The sequence below is a fragment of the Arthrobacter sp. FB24 genome (assembly GCF_000196235.1).
Classification (GTDB): domain Bacteria; phylum Actinomycetota; class Actinomycetes; order Actinomycetales; family Micrococcaceae; genus Arthrobacter.
Genome location: NC_008541.1, coordinates 2,755,046 through 2,775,370, shown reverse-complemented (window position 1 = coordinate 2,775,370; position 20,325 = coordinate 2,755,046). Strand labels below are relative to the sequence as shown.

General features: G+C 65.2%; 20 protein-coding genes and 1 tRNA gene. 15 read left to right on the top strand and 6 right to left on the bottom strand.

The window, feature by feature from the left end:
• The first annotated feature begins 64 nt into the window (after positions 1-64).
• From lepB (ARTH_RS12565) to ARTH_RS12525, 9 genes are all read left to right on the top strand, one after another.
• Positions 65-742 carry a signal peptidase I gene (gene lepB, locus ARTH_RS12565; RefSeq protein ID WP_011692320.1) on the top strand — a complete coding sequence of 226 codons (678 nt, stop codon included), beginning with the start codon at positions 65-67 and terminating at the stop codon, positions 740-742.
• Positions 743-1,657 carry a signal peptidase I gene (gene lepB, locus ARTH_RS12560; RefSeq protein ID WP_011692319.1) on the top strand — a complete coding sequence of 305 codons (915 nt, stop codon included), beginning with the start codon at positions 743-745 and terminating at the stop codon, positions 1,655-1,657. It abuts the gene before it with no gap.
• Positions 1,658-2,323: a ribonuclease HII gene (locus ARTH_RS12555; RefSeq protein WP_011692318.1), complete on the top strand. Its 666-nt coding sequence runs from the start codon at positions 1,658-1,660 to the stop codon at positions 2,321-2,323.
• 54 nt (positions 2,324-2,377) lie between these two features.
• Positions 2,378-2,704 carry a DUF2469 domain-containing protein gene (locus ARTH_RS12550; protein WP_003806068.1) on the top strand — a complete coding sequence of 109 codons (327 nt, stop codon included), beginning with the start codon at positions 2,378-2,380 and terminating at the stop codon, positions 2,702-2,704.
• Between the two features lie 498 nt (positions 2,705-3,202).
• Positions 3,203-3,559: a YraN family protein gene (locus ARTH_RS12545; protein ID WP_011692316.1), complete on the top strand. Its 357-nt coding sequence runs from the start codon at positions 3,203-3,205 to the stop codon at positions 3,557-3,559.
• Entirely contained in the window at positions 3,560-5,104 is a 1,545-nt protein-coding gene (locus ARTH_RS12540) for a YifB family Mg chelatase-like AAA ATPase (protein WP_011692315.1), read from the top strand.
• Positions 5,105-5,115: 11 nt separating this feature from the next.
• Positions 5,116-6,300, top strand: a complete 1,185-nt coding sequence (gene dprA / locus ARTH_RS12535; protein ID WP_011692314.1) for a DNA-processing protein DprA — start codon at positions 5,116-5,118, stop codon at positions 6,298-6,300.
• 125 nt (positions 6,301-6,425) lie between these two features.
• A complete protein-coding gene (locus ARTH_RS12530; protein ID WP_011692313.1) occupies positions 6,426-7,352 on the top strand; it encodes a tyrosine recombinase XerC in 927 nt (308 codons plus the stop codon).
• A gap of 356 nt (positions 7,353-7,708) precedes the next feature.
• The gene (locus ARTH_RS12525; RefSeq protein ID WP_011692312.1) at positions 7,709-8,212 is read left to right on the top strand and encodes a DUF3145 domain-containing protein; all 504 of its coding nucleotides are present in this window, start codon (positions 7,709-7,711) and stop codon (positions 8,210-8,212) included.
• Between the two features lie 121 nt (positions 8,213-8,333).
• On the opposite strand, the gene fabF is transcribed toward ARTH_RS12525, so the two are convergent.
• The 6 genes from fabF to aceE form a co-directional block, all read right to left on the bottom strand.
• A complete protein-coding gene (gene fabF, locus ARTH_RS12520; RefSeq protein ID WP_011692311.1) occupies positions 8,334-9,572 on the bottom strand; it encodes a beta-ketoacyl-ACP synthase II in 1,239 nt (412 codons plus the stop codon).
• Positions 9,573-9,731: 159 nt separating this feature from the next.
• Positions 9,732-9,977, bottom strand: a complete 246-nt coding sequence (locus ARTH_RS12515) for an acyl carrier protein (protein ID WP_011692310.1) — start codon at positions 9,975-9,977, stop codon at positions 9,732-9,734.
• Positions 9,978-10,099: 122 nt separating this feature from the next.
• Positions 10,100-11,161, bottom strand: coding sequence for a beta-ketoacyl-ACP synthase III (locus ARTH_RS12510; RefSeq protein ID WP_011692309.1), 1,062 nt, complete (start codon positions 11,159-11,161; stop codon positions 10,100-10,102).
• Positions 11,158-12,087 (bottom strand): ACP S-malonyltransferase, encoded by a 930-nt coding sequence (locus ARTH_RS12505; protein WP_043429850.1) that lies wholly within the window; start codon positions 12,085-12,087, stop codon positions 11,158-11,160. Before ARTH_RS12505 ends, ARTH_RS12510 begins: the two co-directional genes overlap by 4 nt.
• 87 nt (positions 12,088-12,174) lie before the next feature.
• Entirely contained in the window at positions 12,175-13,419 is a 1,245-nt protein-coding gene (locus ARTH_RS12500; RefSeq protein ID WP_043429848.1) for a PucR family transcriptional regulator, read from the bottom strand.
• A 174-nt stretch (positions 13,420-13,593) separates the two neighbouring features.
• Positions 13,594-16,362 (bottom strand): pyruvate dehydrogenase (acetyl-transferring), homodimeric type, encoded by a 2,769-nt coding sequence (gene aceE, locus ARTH_RS12495; RefSeq protein ID WP_011692306.1) that lies wholly within the window; start codon positions 16,360-16,362, stop codon positions 13,594-13,596.
• 396 nt (positions 16,363-16,758) lie between these two features.
• Here aceE and ARTH_RS12490 point away from each other — a divergent pair, with 396 nt between their 5' ends.
• The 6 genes from ARTH_RS12490 (at position 16,759) to ARTH_RS12465 (ending at position 20,310) form a co-directional block, all read left to right on the top strand.
• Entirely contained in the window at positions 16,759-17,178 is a 420-nt protein-coding gene (locus tag ARTH_RS12490) for a DUF3052 domain-containing protein (protein ID WP_011692305.1), read from the top strand.
• Positions 17,175-17,687 carry a peroxiredoxin gene (locus ARTH_RS12485; RefSeq protein WP_011692304.1) on the top strand — a complete coding sequence of 171 codons (513 nt, stop codon included), beginning with the start codon at positions 17,175-17,177 and terminating at the stop codon, positions 17,685-17,687. The genes ARTH_RS12490 and ARTH_RS12485 overlap by 4 nt, the downstream gene beginning before the upstream one ends.
• A gap of 4 nt (positions 17,688-17,691) precedes the next feature.
• Positions 17,692-18,612, top strand: a complete 921-nt coding sequence (locus tag ARTH_RS12480) for an NAD-dependent protein deacetylase (protein ID WP_011692303.1) — start codon at positions 17,692-17,694, stop codon at positions 18,610-18,612.
• 110 nt (positions 18,613-18,722) lie between these two features.
• Positions 18,723-18,798 (top strand) — tRNA-Val (locus ARTH_RS12475).
• A gap of 100 nt (positions 18,799-18,898) precedes the next feature.
• Positions 18,899-19,189: a hypothetical protein gene (locus tag ARTH_RS12470; protein ID WP_011692302.1), complete on the top strand. Its 291-nt coding sequence runs from the start codon at positions 18,899-18,901 to the stop codon at positions 19,187-19,189.
• Positions 19,190-19,512: 323 nt separating this feature from the next.
• The gene (locus ARTH_RS12465) at positions 19,513-20,310 is read left to right on the top strand and encodes an IclR family transcriptional regulator (protein WP_011692301.1); all 798 of its coding nucleotides are present in this window, start codon (positions 19,513-19,515) and stop codon (positions 20,308-20,310) included.
• The last annotated feature ends 15 nt before the right edge of the window (positions 20,311-20,325 follow it).

Sequence of the window (20,325 nt, the reverse complement as noted above, 5' to 3'; positions counted from 1 at the left end):
GGGTCCAGAACCCGGATCCGGCCCGCGCCGGAGCCTTCCGCAACAGCGCCACAGGATACGGATCATGGACCAGTCAAAACGCCAGCCCAGGAAACTGGGCTGGCGTTTTGTGTTGCTGGCACTGGCGCTGGCCGTTCTGGTCAGCGGACTTGTCCGCACACTCTGGCTGGACGTGTACTACATACCTTCCGCCTCCATGGAGCCGCTTTTCGGCGCGGGGGACAGGATTCTGGTGTCCCGCACCGACTTCCAGTCCGAGCCGGTCCGGCGCGGTGACGTCGTAGTCTTTGACGGCCGCGGGACGTTCGCCCCGCTCAACAGCGGCAACGGCCCGCTCCAGGACGCCGCCGCGGCGGCCGGTCACTGGCTTGGCGTTACGGGCAGTGATACAACCTACATAAAGCGGGTTATCGGGTTGCCCGGAGATCATGTTGTCTGCTGCGACGACCAGCAGCGCCTCACAGTGAACGGTCAGGCGCTTGAGGAACCATACCTCTATGACGGAGACGTTGCGAGCAAGCAGAAGTTCAGCGTGATCGTTCCGGCGGGACGGTTATGGTTGCTTGGAGACCACCGCTCCATGTCCGCCGATTCCCGGAGCCTCCTGGGCGCACCGGGCGGCGGCATGGTGCCCCTGGACCGGGTCATTGGCAGGCCGGTCCAGATCATCTGGCCACTTGACAGATTTGCGGCCGTTCCCCGGCCAGCAGAAATTAGCACGACGACGAAGGACGGACAGTAGATGCCCGAGACCGACCCCCGGACTCCTGATCCGTTCAAGCACGACGCCGGACGCGCCTCGGCCGGAGGCGACCAAACGGGAACTGCCACGGACAGGGACACCGTTGCTCCGTCCGCAGGCACGCCTGATGATCCTTCGGCCGAAACCGGCCTGCCCGCCGGAGCCGGGAGCCGGGCGGCCGGTTCGCACGGCGCACATTCGAAATCCGGCCCGTCGAAAGCGGCTAAAGAAGGCAAAGCCCACGGGGCGGTGTACCTCTGGATCAAGGAGGTGCTCACGGTGGTGGCCATCGCCGTGGTGCTGTCCTTCCTGATCAAGACTTTCCTGTTCCGGGCGTTCTACATTCCATCCGAATCCATGGTCAACACGCTGGATGTGAACGACCGGATCTTCGTCAACCTGCTCGTGCCTGAACCCTTCGCCCTTGAGCGCGGGGATGTGGTGGTCTTCAAGGACACCAAGGGATGGCTGGTGCCCTCGCCGGAGAAGGCCGACGGCCCGTATACCTGGGTCCAGGACGGCCTGACGTTCGTCGGACTGCTGCCGGACAATTCGGAGCAGCACCTGGTCAAGCGCGTGATCGGCCTCCCGGGCGACCATGTGGTGTGCTGTGACGCCGGCGGCAAGCTCACCATCAACGGCACCGCCGTGGACGAGACCTACGTCAACCCCGCCGAGGTGCCGGACATCCGCAACTTCGACGTCGTTGTCCCGGACGGCAAGATCTGGGTGATGGGGGACAACAGGAACCACTCGGCCGATTCCCGCGCCCACCAGGACAGCAACGGCGGCTTCATTGACATGCCCGATATTGAGGGCAAGGCGGCCGTTATCGCTTGGCCCCTCAACCGGCTGACCGGCCTGGGCAATTATCCCGACGTGTTCCGGAACGTCCCTGCACCGGCTGGAAAATAGATGTCCGTTGCACCCACCCTCGACTACGAGCACCGGTTCCTGAGTTCCGGCGCCAGGCTGCTGGCGGGCATCGACGAAGTAGGCCGGGGCGCCATCGCGGGTCCCGTGACCGTCGGGATCACCGTCGTGGACCTGAGCCGTCCGGTGCTGCTGGACGACGTCCGGGACAGCAAGCTCCTGAAGGAATCCGACCGAGAGCGGCTGGAACCCCTGGTGCGGAACTGGAGCGTCGCCTCGGCGGTGGGGCACGCCTCCGCCGGCGAGATCGACGCATTGGGTATCATCGCTGCCCTGCGTACTGCCGGTACGCGGGCCTGGCTGCAGATCCTGGCCGCCGGGGTCACCCCCGACGTGGTGTTGCTTGACGGCAGCCACAACTGGCTCTCACCGGAGACGCAGGCCTCCCTGTTCGACGACGCCCCCGCGGGTCCGGGCTGCGACGCGCCGGTCCACACCCTCGTCAAGGCGGACATGCAGTGCCTGAGCGTGGCCGCTGCCAGCATCCTGGCCAAAGTGGAACGGGACCGGATCATGCGTTCGCTGCATGGGGAATACCCTGCCTTCGGCTGGGATGAGAACAAAGGCTACGGAACGGCGTCACACAAGGAAGCGCTCAGAGCAGCGGGCCCGTCGCCCTACCACCGGGTCAGCTGGCAGATTCTCTAACCCCGGCTCCCCGCCCTGGCCGCGGGGCAGCGCGGAATAGTGCAAGATGGAACCATGAGTGCCGAGGATCTTGAGAACTATGAAACCGACATGGAGCTTCAGCTCTACCGCGAATACCGTGACGTCGTCGGGCTGTTCAGCTACGTAGTCGAGACCGAGCGGCGTTTCTACCTCGCCAACCACGTGGACCTTCAGGCGCGCAGCGCCGACGGCGAAGTCTATTTTGACCTCACCCTCCAGGACGCCTGGGTGTGGGACGTCTACCGCTCGGCCCGGTTCGTCAAAAGCGTCCGGGTGATCACTTTCAAGGACGTCAACGTCGAAGAGCTGCCACGCAACGAGGAACTGGCCCTTCCCAAGGACGTGGATCTCGGCAACTGACGCGGCCGGACGGTGCGGGCACCTGCCCTTCGCCCCTGACCACCGGTTCAGCGGATTGCACTACTCGTTTTTTGCCCGAGGTCTGGCATCCCTGCCATCCTTGGCGCGAGACTACTGTATGGGATTGATTCGTAGTTCTGTTCCGACGGCTTACCGCGATGCGGAGAGGTCTCGCGTCCTGCAGATAAATACTGGCGGTGCTTGAGTCGAGCACCGCGGGCTCATACTGGCACTGCCTACCCGGCTGAAATCAGAGAAGATCTCACCATGAAAATACTCTGCTGGTTCCTAGGGCACATCTGGAGCAGCCATGCCGGCTTCTACGATGAGCGGCCGCACCAGTCTGCCCACTGCATGAGATGCGGAACCCGCGCGTAGCCGTACTTCCCGGATCCAACATCTCCTCCACATGCCCCGATTAGCGCGCTTTCCCACATAGCGGCCTTCGCCGCTATGCCCGCCTCCACGCCCTCCCGCAGGCTGGTGGCGGAGGTAAGAATGAGAGCCAAAGACTTGCTTGGCCGGCGCGGAGAAGAACTAGCCGCCGGATATCTGGAATCACAGGGCATGCGGATCGTGGACCGCAACTGGCGCTGTTCCGAAGGTGAAATCGACATCGTGGCCCTTGACGGCGACTCGCTCGTCATCGCCGAGGTGAAAACGCGGAAATCCCTCGCCTACGGGCATCCTTTTGAAGCCGTCGGCGTTGCCAAACTGGCGCGCCTGCACAGGCTTGCATCGGCATGGTGCCGGGACCACGAACTGCGCATGCCCTGCCGCCGCGTCGACGTGGTTGCCGTCCTGGACGACGGAGCCGGCCAGCCGCGCGTAGAGCATCTGAGGGGGGTGGGGTAGGTGGCCCTGGGCAGGACGTACTCCGTGGCGCTCGTGGGACTCAATGGATACATCGTGGAGGTTGAAGCTGACATCGGCCAGACGCTCCCGGCCTTCGTCATTCTCGGCCTGCCGGACGCTTCACTGAACGAAGCCAAGGAACGGATCCGGTCCGCGGCGCAAAACTCCGGCATCCCGCTGAGCAGGCGCAAGATCACCGCCAACCTCATACCCGCTTCCCTGCCAAAACGGGGCTCGGGTTTCGACCTGGCCATCACAATGGCGGTCCTTCGGGCCGCAAATGACATCCACTCCACTGAACGGACCGTCTTCATCGCTGAACTGGGCCTTGACGGCAGGCTCAGGCCGGTCCGCGGAATCCTCCCGGCCGTGATGGCCGCCGTGCAGGCAGGCTACCCGGACATAGTGGTGGCCCAGGCGAATGCGGCTGAGGCGGCACTTGTAGCGGGAGCCCGGGTCCGCGGATACAAGACCCTGGCCCGACTCGCCTGTGACTTCGGGGCTGATCCGGCGGAGCTTGCGCTCGACTTCGAACCCGAGGACGAGGAACCCTCCGGCGATGCTGCGGCCGGAGAGCTGGAGGCACCCGACATGTGCGACGTCTCAGGCCAGGGGGACGCCCGGAGGGCGCTCGAAGTCGCGGCCGCCGGTGCCCACCATCTGCTCCTGTCCGGTCCGCCCGGCGCCGGAAAGACAATGCTCGCCGAACGGCTCCCGGGCCTGCTGCCTGACCTGGCTGACACCGAGGCCATGGAGGTGACGGCCATCCACTCCTTGTGTGCCCTGCCGTCAGCCGCCGTGCAGCTCCTCCGTCGGCCGCCGTTTGAGAATCCCCACCACAGCGCCACCGCCGCAGCCATCATCGGAGGCGGATCAGGGCTGCCGCGGCCGGGCGCCGCCTCCAGGGCACACCGCGGCGTGCTGTTCCTGGACGAGGCCCCGGAATACGAACGGCGGGTCCTCGATGCGCTCAGGCAACCCCTGGAGAGTGGCGAACTGGTGATCCACCGGTCCGCCGGAACAGCTGCCTACCCTGCAAGATTCCAACTCGTGCTGGCCGCCAACCCCTGCCCCTGCGGCAAAGCCTCGGGGAAGGGGCTCGATTGCACCTGCACCCCGATGATGCGGCGCCGGTACCTCGCCCGGATGTCCGGGCCCCTCCTGGACCGGGTGGACATCCAGCTGCAGGTGGAGCGGGTTTCGCTTGCCGATTTCGGGCGGACCGGGGCTGAGGAAGGCACTCAGGAAATTGCCGCACGGGTCCGTGACGCCCGTTTGCGCCAGCTGGAGAGACTCCGCCCCCTTGGGTTGGAAACCAACTCCCAGGTGCCCGGCCGTGTCCTTCGCGGGGCACTGCGCCTCGCATCACCCACCACACGGATCCTGGACCACGCGCTCGAACGCGGTGTCCTTACTGCCCGCGGATACGACCGCGTTCTGCGCCTTGCCTGGACGCTGGCGGACCTCGCATGCCGTAGCACCCCGGATCCCGACGATATCGGACAGGCGCTGGGACTCCGGCAAGCTGTCCCGGCCGCGGCCTGAAAGGAAATCCGATGACTGATCATGAACGCATAGCCCGTGCCGCCCTGTCGCGCCTAATGGAGCCGCAGGACGCCGTCGGCCTGGCACTTGTCAGGACCGCCGGGGCAGTGGACGGGCTCCGAATCGCCACAGGCCAACTGGTGTCCGGTCCGCAGCTTGAACAGGAGGTCACGGCTTTGCTTGCGGAGAACGGGACAGCGAGCTGGCCCGGAATGAGCGCTTCGCTGAGGCGCTGGGCCCCGCGAATCCCGGACCTCGCTCCGGAGCGGGATCTCGCCACCATGCACCGGCTGGGCGGCCGGATGATCATGCCGTCCGATTCACTATGGCCCGGGCAGTTGGCCGACCTGGACCTTCATGAGCCCATCTGCCTATGGTGGCGCGGAACGGAACACCCACTGCCTGCGGCGGCCAAGTCCATTGCCTTGGTCGGTTCCCGCGACAGCACAAGCTATGGCGCGGCCGTCACGGGTGACTTGGCCTATTCGTTGGCGCAGCGGGGCTTTACCATCGTGTCGGGCGGGGCTTACGGGATCGATGCGCACGCCCACCGGGCCGCGCTGGCCGGTGCCGGCGACGCGATGCCCACAATAGCCGTCATGGCCGGGGGAGTGGACCGCTTCTACCCGTCCGGCAACGAAGAACTGCTCAGGACCGTCGCGAACCAGGGTGCAGTCCTGGCTGAAGTACCGCCGGGCTCCGCCCCCACCAGGTACCGGTTCCTGCAACGGAACCGCCTTATCGCCGCGCTGTCCTCAGTCACCGTTGTGGTGGAGGCCCGGTGGCGCTCCGGTGCACTGAACACGGCCCACCACGCGGAGAGCCTGGGCAGGGCCGTCGGTGCCGTTCCCGGGTCCGTGCATTCCGCAAATTCCGCCGGGTGCCACCGGCTGATTCGGGAAGGGGGAGCCGTCTGCGTCACGGACGCCGGCGAAATCGCGGAACTTGCCTCTTCCAGCGGCGAATCGTTGGCAGACGAGGCCCCGGCACAGAGTGCCGATCATGACGGCCTTACCCTGGAGGACCTCATCCTCCTCGACGCACTGCCGCTCCGATCCACCAGCTCCGTCGAAAAGCTGACGTCGGTCGCGGGACTGAGTACTGACGCGGTCAGGGCCGGCCTGGGCAGGCTGGGGTTGCTGGGGCTTGCCGAATCCGAACGCGGCGGCTGGAAACGGTCCCGGAAAGCCGGCTGACAATTGCCCTCCTGCCCGCCCGTTGGCCGCGGCACTCGCTGCCGTCAGGCCTGCGACTTCCTCCAACTGGCTGCCCTGGCTGCGTGGTTCCTTGATTGGCAGTCAAATAATGGGAAAGTTGGACCGTGGACACTCCTGACCTCCCGCCGGCCCTCGCTGACGCCGCCCGCGGCTTCGGCCGCTACCTTGAAGGTGAACGTGCCAGGTCGCCCCACACCGTGCGCGCGTACCTGTCCGACGTCCACAGCCTGCTAACGGTGGCGGCAGCAGACGGCGCCACTGACCTCGACGGGATCGAACTGGCCACGTTGCGACGCTGGCTCGGCGCGCAGAGCGAGGCGCGCATGTCCCGGTCCACACTGGCCCGGCGTGCTGCTACGGCCCGGTCCTTCACCTCCTGGGCGGTACGGGAAGAGCTCCTGGGGTCCGACCCGGCGCTGCGACTCAAGGCGCCAAAACGGGAAAGGTCCCTGCCGGGTGTCCTGCACCAGCAACAGGTACTGCGCGTCGTCGACCATCTGAAGGCGGCAGCTGAAGACGGCGGACCGCTCGCCCTCCGGGACCGTGCAATGGTGGAGTTGCTCTACGCCACCGGCGTCCGTGTCGGAGAACTGGCAGGGATGGACGTGGACGATCTTGATCCCGACCGGCGGACGCTCAGGGTGGTCGGCAAGGGCAACAAAGAGCGGACAGTTCCGTACGGGCTGCCGGCGGCGGTCGCCGTGGATGACTGGCTGCGCCGCGGACGCCCGGTGTTGGCTGTGGACGGGAGCGGTCCGGCGCTCTTCCTCGGCGCAAGGGGCCGGCGGGTGGACCAGCGGCAGGTTCGCACGGTGGTTAAAGACGTACTGGACGCACTGGGGGACACCGCTGCCACCGGACCCCACGCTCTCCGGCACTCCGCCGCCACCCATCTGCTGGACGGCGGAGCCGACCTTAGGGCAGTGCAGGAAATCCTCGGTCACAGCAGCCTGGCAACCACGCAGATCTACACCCACGTCTCGGTCGAGCGGCTGCGGCAAAGCTACCAGCAGGCGCACCCCCGAGCCTGAAACGCATCCAACGGCTGCCGTTCGGTCCCGCCCTTCGCCGACTAGGCCCCTCCGGCCGGGGACGAGGCCCCGCCGGCCCGCGGTCAAGGCCCTGTCAACCGGAGAGCAGGATTTCTTGATGACCTCCGGCGCGCCGAATTGCACTGGCGTAATTAGGCGGGGTACGGCACAATAAGAATCACGCCCGGCAACTTTCAAGTCAGGCTTGAAGCTCGCCCTCAAGCAGCTTCAAGTTTCGCCGGGCACTAATTTCATAGTCTTGCAGGGACCACCGGCAGCATGCGGACCCGGCGCGGCAGACACACATCCAGGCAGAGGTCGTTGGGGAAGACGTACCTACAGCTATGGAGGATGGAATGTCTGTTGCAATGACCCGCGGTGTCTTGTTCGTTCACTCGGCCCCGACCGCCCTGTGCCCCCACGTTGAGTGGGCCATCGGGTCGGTCGTGGACAAGCGTACGGACCTTGAGTGGACTGCTCAGCCTGCTGCGCCCGGAATGTTCCGTTCGGAGCTGTCCTGGACCGGCAGCCCGGGGACCGGTGCGCTGTTGGCGTCTGCCCTCCGTGGCTGGGCGCACCTGCGCTATGAGGTCACCGAGGAGCCGAGCCAGGGCGTGGACGGCGGCCGATGGTCACACACGCCGGAACTCGGAATCTTTCATGCCGTCACGGACGTGCACGGAAACATCATGGTTTCCGAGGACCGCATCCGCTACGCCTACGAGTCCGGCGCCGGCGACCCGTCCGCCGTATACCATGAGCTGTCCCTTGCCCTCGGTGAGGCCTGGGACGAAGAGCTGGAGCCTTTCCGGCACGCCGCCGAGGGCGCTCCCGTTCGCTGGCTGCACCAGGTGGGCTGACCGGGCCTCCGCGCGGCCGGCACAGCGCGGGCGGACACAACCTGGCCGCTCAGCAATACCCTCCATAACGCAAGAGGCCCCTGCCGGACGGCAGGGGCCTCTTGCTGTGCAACCGGGGACGCTAGACGCTGCGGACTGCGATGACGGCATTGTGGCCGCCGAAGCCGAACGAGTTGCTCAGCGCCACGATGCTGCCCGAGGGCAGCTCGCGGGCCGTCTTCGTGACGACGTCCAGCGGAATCTCCGGATCCTGGTTTTCCAGGTTGATGGTTACAGGAGCCTTGCGCTCGTACACAGCCAGAACGGTCAGCACGGCCTCTACGGCGCCCGAAGCCCCCAGCAAGTGACCCATCTGGGATTTCGTCGCGGAGACCGCAACGTTGTCCACGTGAGATCCCAGGGCGGCGCGAAGGGCGGTGTACTCGGGCTTGTCACCTACGGGCGTGGACGTCGCGTGCGCGTTGACGTGCACGACTTCCTCCGGCTGGATACGGCCGTCGAACATGGCCGCCTTCAGGGCACGGGTGGCGCCCAGGCCCTGGGGGTCCGGCGCGGTGATGTGGTACGCGTCTGCTGTCACAGACGTTCCGGCGAGCTCACCGTAGATCCGGGCTCCACGGGCAAGCGCGTGTTCCTCAGCCTCGATGACCAAAGCTCCCGCGCCTTCGCCCATGACGAAGCCGTCGCGGCCCGTATCATAGGGGCGGGACGCGTGCTCAGGATCATCGTTGCGTCGGGAGAGCGCCTGCATCGAGGCGAACGCGGCAATGGGCATCGGGTGGATCGCCGCTTCGGCGCCGCCGCAGACCACGACGTCGGCCTTGCCTGAGCGGATGAGGTCCAGTCCGAGGTGCAGGGCCTCAGTGCCGGAAGCGCAGGCGGACACCGGGGTGTGGGCGCCTGCGCGGGCACCAAGGTCAAGGCTTACCGCTGCAGCCACTCCGTTGGGCATGAGCATGGGCACGGTCATGGGCAGAACGCGTCGCGGACCCTTTTCGCGCAGGGTATCCCAGGCGTCCAGCAGGGTCCATACGCCGCCGATGCCCGTAGCAAAGGCCACTGCCAGGCGGTCATGGTCGACTTCAGTGATGCCGGAGTCGGCCCACGCTTCGCGTGCGGCGACGACGCCGAACTGCGTGGAGGGGTCCATCCGCTTTGCTTCCACACGGCTCAGGACATCCAGTGCGGGGGTGGAGGCGCGGGCAGCGAAGTGAACGGGCAGTTCATACTTTGCCACCCAGTCATCCTCAAGCGTGCGTGCGCCGGAGACGCCCTTCAGCGCGTTATTCCACATTGTGGGGACATCGCCGCCAATGGGCGTGGTGGCACCCAGACCGGTAATGACTACTTTGCGTGCCATGGGATCACTCTCTATCGGTGCGCATGCCGTATCCGGGGAGATGCCTGGCCGGGGATGCGTGGGGAAAACTTGAGGTCGTTCAGCGGTGCCCGGTCCGGGGCGCTTCATCAGCGCTCCGGACCGGATACCAGTGCAGGCCGTTGCCGGCAGGAGCCAGGACTAGGCCTGTGCGTTTGCGATGAAGCTGACAGCGTCACCGACGGTCTTGAGGTTCTTGACCTCTTCGTCCGGGATGCGCACGCCGAACTTCTCTTCGGCGTTGACCACGATGGTCATCATGGAGATGGAGTCGATGTCCAGGTCCTCGGTGAAGGACTTGTCCAGCTCGACTGCTTCGGTGGCGAGGCCGGTCTCTTCGTTGACGATTTCAGCCAGGCCGGCCAGGATCTCTTCGTTGCTAGCCATTGATGGCTCCTTTTCTTGTTGTTGCCGGCATGTACTGCCGGAAATGATTCAAGCCGCGATTACGGCTTGGTTCGCGAATCCGTACTGTTCAGAACGTATTCAGTTGTGGGTAAAAGGTTCGGCTACGGGAGCACGATGACCTGGGCGCCGAACACCAGACCTGCGCCGAATCCGATCTGCAGTGCGAGTCCGCCGCTGAGTTCGGGATTTTCCTGCAGGAGCCGGTGGGTGGCCAGCGGAATGGAAGCTGCCGAGGTGTTTCCGGCTTCAGCGATGTCCCGGGCCACCTTGACGCTCTCGGGAAGCTTGAGCTTCTTGACCATTTCGTCGATGATGCGCATGTTGGCCTGGTGGGGAACGAAAGCCACTAGGTCTTCCGCTGTGATGCCGGCGGCGTCGAGAGCCTGCTGGGCCACCTTGGCCATTTCCCAAACCGCCCAGCGGAACACGGTCTGGCCGTCCTGGCGCAGGGTGGGCCAGATCGCAGCGTCCGTTACCTCGGCCTCCTCGGCGCTCAGCGCTCCGGACTTGTTCGCAGCCAAGGCGAGTTCACGCACATCAAGCAGCGAATGTGTCATGCCGATGGCATCCCACTTGCTGCCGTCCGAACCCCAGACCGACGGACCGATGCCGGGTGTGTCGGAGGGGCCGATCACCACGGCGCCGGCGCCGTCACCAAGCAGGAAGGAGATGGTGCGCTCGGTGTTGTCGATGACGTCGGAGAGCTTCTCGGCTCCCACCACCAGCACGTACTCAGCCGCTCCGGAGCGGACCAGGGCGTCGCCCTGGGCAATGCCGTAGCAATAGCCGGCACACGCAGCCGATATGTCGAAGGCCGGAGCAGGCGTTGCGCCGAGGCGGTCTGCCAGGCTTGCGGCAGCAGAGGGCGTCGCATACGGGTGCGTAACAGTGGAGACGATGACGGCGCCCAGCTGGCTGGCTTCGATGCCGGCCTTCGCCAGGGCTTCGCGGGCTGCGCCTTCCGCCATGTCAATGACACTGACGTCTGCGGGTGCGCGGTGGCGGGTCACGATCCCGGTACGCTGCCGGATCCATTCATCCGAGGAATCGATCCACTGGCACACATCCTCGTTGGTGACGATGACGTTGGGCCGGTAGGCGCCCAGTCCGAGGATGCGGGTGTGTTCCCGCAGCGGTGCCTGCTTGAGTACGGGAGCGCTCATGCCTGTCCCTCCAGTTCTGCGAATAGTGCAAGGGCAGCGGTGAGATCGTCCGGGGTCTTGACGGCGACCGTCTTCACTCCGGGCATGCCCCGCTTGGCGAGTCCGGCCAGGGTTCCGGCCGGTGCAAGTTCAATGACTCCGGTGACGCCGCGCTGCACCAGCGTTTCCATGCAGAGGTCCCAGCGGACCGGTCGGGAGACCTGGGCGATGAGGCTGCCGACTGCTGCGTCGCCGTCGGTCACTTCCTTGCCGTCAAAGTTGGACAGCAACGGCACCTGCGGGTTCCGGGGCTTGAGCGACGGCTTCAGGGCTTCCAGGGCAGCGACCGCCGGTGACATGTGCGAGGTGTGGAAGGCGCCGGCCACCTTCAGCGGGATCACGCGGGCCTTGGCCGGGGGGTTCTCCGCCAGCGCCTTGAGCTGCTCGAACGTGCCCGCGGCGACGGTCTGGCCGGCGCCGTTGACGTTGGCAGGCGTGGCGCCGGAGGCCTCAATGGCCGCCAGGACCTCGGCAGGGTCGCCGCCAACCACGGCGCTCATGCCCGTGGGGGTGACGGCTGCTGCGGCAGCCATGCTGTTGGCACGTTCCCGCACGAAGGTCATTGCCTCGGTCTCGGTGAGGACACCTGCAAGCGCCGACGCCGTGATCTCACCGACGGAATGTCCGGCGAGGATGACGGGCAGGGTGTTGAGTTCGACGTCAAACAGCGACTTGGCGGCCACCAGTCCGGCCGCAACGATCAGCGGCTGGGCCACTGCCGTGTCCTTGATGGTGTCCTCATCCGACGTGGTGCCGTGTGCGGTGAGGTCGATGCCTGCTATTTCACTGAGGGAGGCCAAATGGCCTGCGACGGGAGGCAGTTCCAGCCAAGGGGCCAGAAAACCAGGGGTCTGGGAGCCCTGTCCAGGGCAGACGATTGCAAGCACGTATCCAGCTTTCCAAATTACCGCGTGATTCTCGGTGTATTCATGCACCAAGCTCACTGGGTCAGTTTGTAGGAAGTCTACAACGGTTCAGTTGCCGTTCCGGGACGGCTGGCGTTCGGCGGGTGCCTTGGGCGGCACGGAAAGCCGCCCCACCACGAGGGCTGCCTGAAGCACAAACGCCTCCCGCGGAAGGAGCGGATCCCAGCCTGTGACGTCACAGACGCGCTTGAGCCGGTAGCGGACGGTATTGGCGTGCACAAAGAGTTCACGGGCCGTTGCTTCCAGCGAGTGCCCGAGTTCGAGGTAGGTACCAAGGGTCTCCACCAGGCCGTTGGACGCAGCGATCAATGGCCGGTAGATGTTCTTGATGAGCGACCTGCGTGCGGCATCGTCCCCGGAAATGACACGCTCCGGCAGCAGGTCGTCGGCAGCAACCGGGCGCGGGGCCGAGGGCCAGGCGCGTGCAGCCGTGAGCCCCGCGAAAGCCGACTGGGCCGAACTGCTCGCTTCCAGCAGGGAACCCGCTTCGGGTCCGTAGACGACAGGACCCGGGGCAAAAAGTTCGCTGAGTTTAAGGTAGGCGCTCTCCCGGTCCTGGACGCCTCCCAGGATGAGGATGAGGCGGTCGCCCTGGATCCCCACCAGCGCGTCTTCGGCGAACCGGCCGGCAGTCCGGCGCAGCTCGCTGACGTAACTGGCGCTGGGTTCCGACGGCGAATTGCCCACCATCACGGTAAAACGCTCCTGGGCTTTCCAGCCGAGGGCGGCAATGCGGGACCGCAAGGCATCGGTGTTCTCGCCGCGCAGGATCGCGTCGACGATCAGGGCTTCCAGACGGGTGTCCCAGGAGCCCCTGGACTCTGCGGCCCGGGCGTAGACATCGGCGGCGGCAAAGGCGACCTCACGTGAATAGCGGAGTACGGCTTCACGCAGTGCCGGCTGATCCGCCTCCGGGGCGATCACGGGCACCTGGTCCTCCACCACCTCCACCACGATCCTGATGAGCTGGAGGGCCTTCTGCAGGCTGATGGAGCGGGTCAGTTCGGTGGGCGCGGTCCCGAAGACGTCGGTGAGGATCCATGACGGCGAGCTTGGCCGCTCGTACCAGGTCACGAAGGCGGCAATACCGTTCTGGGCGACCATCCCGAGGGCGGACCGCTCGTCGGAACTGAGCCGGCTGTACCAGGGCAGCGATTTCTCCAGCTGGCGCATCGTGGTGGTGGACAGCTGTCCCACGCTCGCCCGGAGTTTCTTCAACGTCTGGGCTTTTTCCGGCGTCAGGGCGCGCGAGGCCGGCTTGCGCTTTGCGGGGGTTGGGGTTGGCTCTGCCATGCATCGAGCATACGGTGCGCGCAGGCCAAGCTCCATTTGTGCAAAGGCTACAACTCGATTTGCGCTGCGTCACAGGCCCGCCCGGTCAGGCCAACTCAGGGCGGGAACGACGACGGCGGCCCCCGCCTTTGGTGGGGACCGCCGCCGTCAATCTCCCTGGCTAGGGGTGGAACGTCAGGATTCGCCTCCGGCGTTTCCGGTGGAACCCGCATTCACGTTATGCAGGCGATACTTCTCAATGGCCTGGGCAGGAGCCTGGGCGTCCACCTCGCTGCGGCGCGCGAGCATCTCCAGTGAACGGACCACGATGGAGTGGATGTCGTTCTTGAAGAAGCGGCGTGCTGCGGCGCGGGTGTCGGAGAAGCCGAAGCCGTCCGCGCCGAGCGAGGCGAACTCGTTCGGGAGGAACTGGCGGATCTGGTCCGGGACGGCCTTCATGTAGTCCGTGACAGCCACGATAGGGCCGGTGGCACCTTCGAGCTGCGCGGTGACGAACGGCACGCGCGCCGGCTGGCCCGGGTTGAGGAAGGCCTCTTCCTCGGCGGCCATGGCGTCGCGGCGGAGTTCGTTCCATGACGTGACGGACCAGACGTCTGCGGAGACGCCCCAGTCCTCGGCCAGGATCCGCTGGGCTTCGAGCGCCCAGGGCACCGAAACGCCCGAGGCCAGGATCTGCGTGCGGGGGCCGTCAATCTTGGCCGGTGCGAGCAGATAGATGCCCTTGATCACGCCTTCAACGTCCAGCTCGTCCGGCTCTGCCGGCTGGGTGATGGGTTCGTTGTAGACGGTGATGTAGTACATCAGGTTCCGGTCAGTGGAGTCCGGTCCGTACATCCGCTCGATGCCGTCGCGGATGATGTGGCCCATTTCGTAGCCGTAGGCGGGGTCGTAGGTGACGACGGCCGGGTTGGTGGCGGCGAGGATGGGGGAGTGGCCGTCGGCGTGCTGGAGTCCTTCGCCGGTGAGGGTGGTCCGGCCTGCAGTGGCGCCGATGATGAAGCCGCGGGTCATTTGGTCCGCGGCGGCCCAGAAGGCGTCGCCGGTGCGCTGGAAGCCGAACATGGAGTAGAACACGTAGACCGGGATCAGCGGGACGCCGTGGGTGGCGTAGGCGGTGCCGGCGGCGGTGAAGGCTGCGACGGCGCCGGCTTCGTTGATGCCGGGGTGGATCAGCTGGCCCTGGGCGGATTCCTTGTAGGCCAGGACCAGGTCCCGGTCCACGGAGAGGTAGTTCTGGCCCTTGGGGTTGTAGATCTTCGCCGTCGGGAAGAACGCATCCATGCCGAACGTACGCGCCTCATCGGGGATGATCGGCGCGATGTGCTTGCCGAACTCCTTGTCCCGCATGAGGTCCTTGAGCAGGCGGACGAACGCCATGGTCGTGGCAGCCTGCTGCTTGCCCGAACCGCGCTTGGCCACCTCATAGGACTTCGCGTCGGGAAGCGTGATGGCGGCATGCTTGCTGCGGCGCTCCGGAACGGAACCGCCCAGGGCGGCCCGGCGCTCCATCATGTACGCGATTTCCGGCGCATCGTTGCCGGGGTGGAAGTACGGCGGCTGGTAGGGATCGCCCTCGAGCTGCTCATCCGTGATCGGGATGCGCAGGTGGTCCCGGAACGACTTGAGGTCGTCGAGGGTGAGTTTCTTCATCTGGTGTGTGGCGTTGCGGCCTTCGAAGTGCGGGCCGAGGCCGTAGCCCTTGACCGTTTTGGCCAGGATGACGGTGGGTTTGCCCTTGAATTCGGTGGCTGCCTTGTACGCGGCGTAGACCTTGCGGTAGTCGTGGCCGCCGCGCTTGAGGTTCCAGATCTGGTCATCGCTCAGGTCCGCGACCATGTCCTTGGTCTGCGGGGTCTTCCCGAAGAAGTGTTCGCGGACGAACCCGCCGGATTCTGCCTTGTAGGTCTGGTAGTCCCCGTCCGGGGTCTCGTTCATGATCTTCACCAGGGACCCGTCGTTGTCCTTGGCCAGGAGGTCATCCCATTCCCGGCCCCAGACGACCTTGATGACGTTCCAGCCCGCGCCGCGGAAGAACGCTTCGAGTTCCTGCATGATCTTCCCGTTGCCGCGCACCGGCCCGTCCAGGCGCTGGAGGTTGCAGTTGATCACGAAGTTCAGGTTGTCCAGGTTCTCGTTCGCGGCGAGCTGGAGCAGGCCGCGGGACTCGGGCTCGTCCATTTCCCCGTCGCCCAGGAACGCCCAGACCTGCTGGTCGGAGGTGTCTTTCAGGCCGCGGTTGTGCAGGTACCGGTTGGACTGGGCCTGGTAGATCGCGTTCATCGGCCCGATGCCCATGGACACGGTGGGGAATTCCCAGAACCCGGGCATCAGCCGCGGGTGCGGGTAGGAGGACAGGGCGTGGCCGGCCTTGGACTTTTCCTGCCGGAACCCGTCCAGGTCCTCCTCGGTCAGGCGTCCTTCCATGAACGCCCTGGCGTACATGCCCGGGGAAGCGTGGCCCTGGAAGAAGACCTGGTCCCCGCCGCCGGGGTGGTCCTTGCCGCGGAAGAAGTGGTTGAACCCGACCTCGTACAGGGTCGCGGCCCCGGCATAGGTGGAGATGTGCCCGCCGACCCCGATGTTCGGGCGCTGGGACCGGTGCACCATGACCGCGGCGTTCCAGCGCATGTACGCCCGGTAGCGGCGCTCGTATTCCTCGTTGCCCGGGAACGGTGCTTCCTGGTCCGCGGGAATGGTGTTCACATAGTCCGTGGTGGTGACCATCGGAACCCCGACGCTCTGGGCGCCGGCACGCTGCAGGAGACTGCGCATGATGTACTGGGCACGCTCGGTGCCCTGTTCCCTGATCAGCGTATCCAGGGACTCAATCCATTCGGCGGTCTCTTCCGGATCACGATCAGGCAGCTGGTTAGTCAACCCGCTGAGGATATGGGAGGTATCTTCTCCTGCAGCCACGTCCAACCTCTCTTTGCGCGCATGCATCGGCGCCCTCAGGTCCGGCAGGGTAACTGCCTGGCGTGAACGCGACGTGTGCGACGTATCGGTTACATCAGCCCGGTCATGTGCGCCGGGCAGGGTCCTATCACGTCTATGGCCTCTTAAAACCAGGGCGATCGCCCCGCCGGCATAGTCGTCATCAGCCACTCTAGCCGTGAGAGCTATCCGATGCGTAGCCGCTGCCTGACGTGCCTGTCGTATTTGACGTCATACTGGTTGTGTGACGGGAAGCCGCAAGGCCGGTCCGTCGCCAAGACCTGATGTGACGCAGAATAAGTGGGATCGCAGGGGCAACAGCTTGAAGAGCAGACACAAAGGGTGTTGGCTTGTAGTAATGGAAATCACTAGATTTATGCAGATGACTAAGCATTGGAGGAACACGTGAGCGAGGCCGACGCCGCCACTTCGGTAAATGTGGCGGAAAAATTGGGTTTCAAAAACGGGGATCTGATTCAGGAGTTCGGTTACGACGACGACGTCGACTTCGACTTACGTGACGATATTGAGGACCTGACCGGTTCTGAACTCCTTGATGAAGACGACCATGACGTTGTTGACGCCGTCATTTTTTGGTGGCGGGACGGCGACGGAGACCTGGTTGACACCCTCATGGATTCCCTCACCACTCTGAGTGAGAACGGTGTGGTCTGGGTACTCACTCCCAAGTCGGGCAGGCACGGCTACGTGTCGCCGGCGGAGATCCAGGAAGCCGCACCCACGGCAGGGCTCCACCTCACCACTTCACCTGGCGTTTCCAAGGACTGGAGCGCAACGCGCCTGGTCACCAGGAAGAACAAGTGACGCTCCAGCAACTGCAAACGGTTTACGGTGCCGGTGAGGCCCCCGCTGTTCCCGAGGTCGGAGACTTAGCGCCCGACTTTGAACTGGTCAACCAGTACGGCGAACCCGTCCGGCTGTCGGAATTGCGGGGACGCAACGTCGTCGTCGTGTTCTATCCGTTCGCCTTTTCGGGAATCTGCACGGGCGAGCTCTGTGAAATCCGGGACAACCTTTCGCTGTTTGAGGACGCGAATGCCACCGTCCTGGCCCTTTCCGTGGACAGTAAGTTCACTGTGCGGGCCTACGCGGAAAAGGAAGGGTACGGATTCGACCTGCTGGCCGACTTCTGGCCCCACGGGGCAGTTGCCGCCCAATACGGCGTCTTCGACCCCAACAGCGGCATGGCCCAACGGGGTACTTTCATCATCGATGCGGACGGCATCATTCGGTACGTCGTGGTGAATCCTCGCGGCCAGGCCCGTGACCTGGCCGCCTACCGTGCAGCCCTGTCGGAGCTTGGCGGGAACTGACCCCATGAGGCAGCGGCACCCCGGGCTCGGCATGACTGGCTTCGCCAGTCTGCCGCCGGTGGGTGCCGCCGCCCCTGCCCCTGACGAGCTCGGCGTCCTCCGGGGCATCAGGGACGCGATAGCTGGAACACGCTTCGCACTCCTCACCGGAGCCGGCCTCAGCACCGACTCCGGCATACCGGACTACCGGGGTCCGGATGCTGCCCCGAGGGCGCCCATGACCTATCAGGAGTTCATCGGGCACGCCGGCAACCGCCAACGGTACTGGGCGCGGAACCATATCGGCTGGTCCCACCTGCGGCGCGCCGACCCGAATGACGGCCACGCGGCAGCAGCCCGGCTTGAGCAGCGCGGCCTGTTGACCGGCCTGATCACCCAGAATGTGGACCGGCTCCACGAGGACGCCGGGAGCGTGAACGTGGTGGACCTCCACGGCCGCTTCGACCGGGTGGCCTGCCTGTCCTGCGCCCGCCGCTACAGCAGGACGCTGCTGGCCGGAGTGCTGGAGGAGCTCAACCCCGGATTCCTGGAGCAGGCCCTTGCGGACGGCGTGGTTGAGATGGCGCCGGACGCCGACGCCACGGTGGAGGATTCGGCCCTCATCCGCAGTTTCGTTGTGGCGCACTGTCCGGCCTGCGGCGGAACCCTCAAGCCCGACTTTGTGTATTTCGGCGAAAACGTACCAAAGGACCGGGTTGAACGCTCCTACGCCATGGTCGACGAGGCCGGCGCCCTGGTTGTTGCAGGATCCTCACTGACGGTCATGAGCGGGCTTCGCTTCGTCCGGCATGCCGCCAAGCAGGAGAAGCCGGTGGTCATCATCAATAGGGGAGCTACGCGCGGAGACGACCTTGCGACCATCAAACTGGAGGCCGGCGTTAGCGAATCCCTCACCTGGCTCGCCGCCGAGCTGCCGGATCTGTGACGTGCACCTCACCGGCCCGCTCGGGTGGTTGCCGATTGGCTTTCTGCACGTTACATCCGGTACAGTTGCTGTTCGTTGGTTGAAGCGCTGAGGCGCGGAAATCACCGTTTGGGTCTTTAGCTCAGCTGGTAGAGCGCCACGTTTACACCGTGGATGTCATCGGTTCGATCCCGGTAGGACCCACCAGCAGAACCCCGTTTTTGCAGCCTGACCAGGCCGCGATGGCGGGGTTCTTTGTGTTTGCTGCCACAGAGTGATTGTCGGACCCCGTCCATAGTGTGGCGGCATGGAACACATCATGATGAGGATGGCCCCGGACGGCCGGCCGCTCTCGATACTCCGCGGCGGCCGGGAATGGACCATCGGCGCGGAACCTGTCCGGTGGTTTGAGCGTGTGAGCTGGTGGGAGGCCGAGCGCAGGATGCCCAAGGGCCTGGGCAGGGTGGACATCGAGGTGTGGCGCGTCCAGGCAAGGCTGGGCAGGAACGAGAATTCGGCTCTGACCACCATGGAACTGATCCGCGACGGACTCGGCGGAGGCTGGCGGCTGAGGGAGGCTATCGCCGACGCCGCATGATTTCCGGCCTTGCGATGCTGCCGGGAATTGGAAAAGCCTTCCACCGCGGCTATTGGGGGATGCCGCGGTGGAAGGCTTGAATTGAATATACAGTGAATTTTTGGAAATGTGAAACAGTTTGAGGCGTGGCGTCAGTTCCCTCCAGAGCCAAAGGTCCCGCGCTGCCGGAGTCCGTTGTCAGGGCGGCCGGCTTCCCCCGTCCCGGCAAGCGGGAGCAGGGGGAACAAATCCATGCCCCAGACATTATGATGGTTACTGTTCAGCTGAATGAACAGGTTTGAATGAACGGCGCATCACGGACGCGCTTTAACTGAAGGAGAATCATGGCCGATTCCCGGGCTTCCCGCACCTCCGACGGACTGGGGAGCGCGTCCCCCGCTCCGGCTGTGACGCGCGCCGCCGCCGTGCTGGAGGCCCTGGCTGCCTCCGCAACGGGCAGGCTCACGCTGAGTGACCTGTCGCGCGAACTCGGCATCCCCAAGTCGTCCACCTCGAACCTTTTGCTCGCCCTCGAAGAGGCGCGCCTCATCAACCGCCAGGGAGCCGATTTTACGCTCGGGCGCAAGCTTGTGGAACTTGGTGCCGCCTACCTCAGCCGGCTTGACGAGGTCCAGGAGTTCTACCGCTTCTGCGAGCAGGCTCCCACCCTGTCCGGGGAAACAGTCCGCATCGCGATGCTTGATGGAACCAACGTCATCTACCTGGCCCGTTATGAAGGTCACCCCGCGGTCCGGCTGACCTCGAATATCGGCGACAAGATGCCGGTGTCGCTCTGTGCCGTGGGCAAGGCGCTCATCGCGCGGCTGCACGACCACGACATTGACGAGCTGTTCCCTGATGACGCCGAACTTCCCGTGCTCACGCCCAAGTCGCTGCGGACGGGAGCCGAATTCAAGAAGCAGTTGCCGGTTATCCGCGAGCAGGGATATGCCTTCGAGGATGAGGAATCCACCACCGGTGTCGTGTGCCTGGCAGTCTCAGTCCCGACCAGGGGAGCCCACGGGCCAAGCCTCGGCCTTTCGGTCACCGCACTGAAGGCCACCTACTCCCAGGAGCAGGGCGCCATGATGGTGAAGGAACTCAAGGAGTTGGCCCGGTCCCTGGGCAACCCGATGGGCTAAGCCGGACCTGCGTAG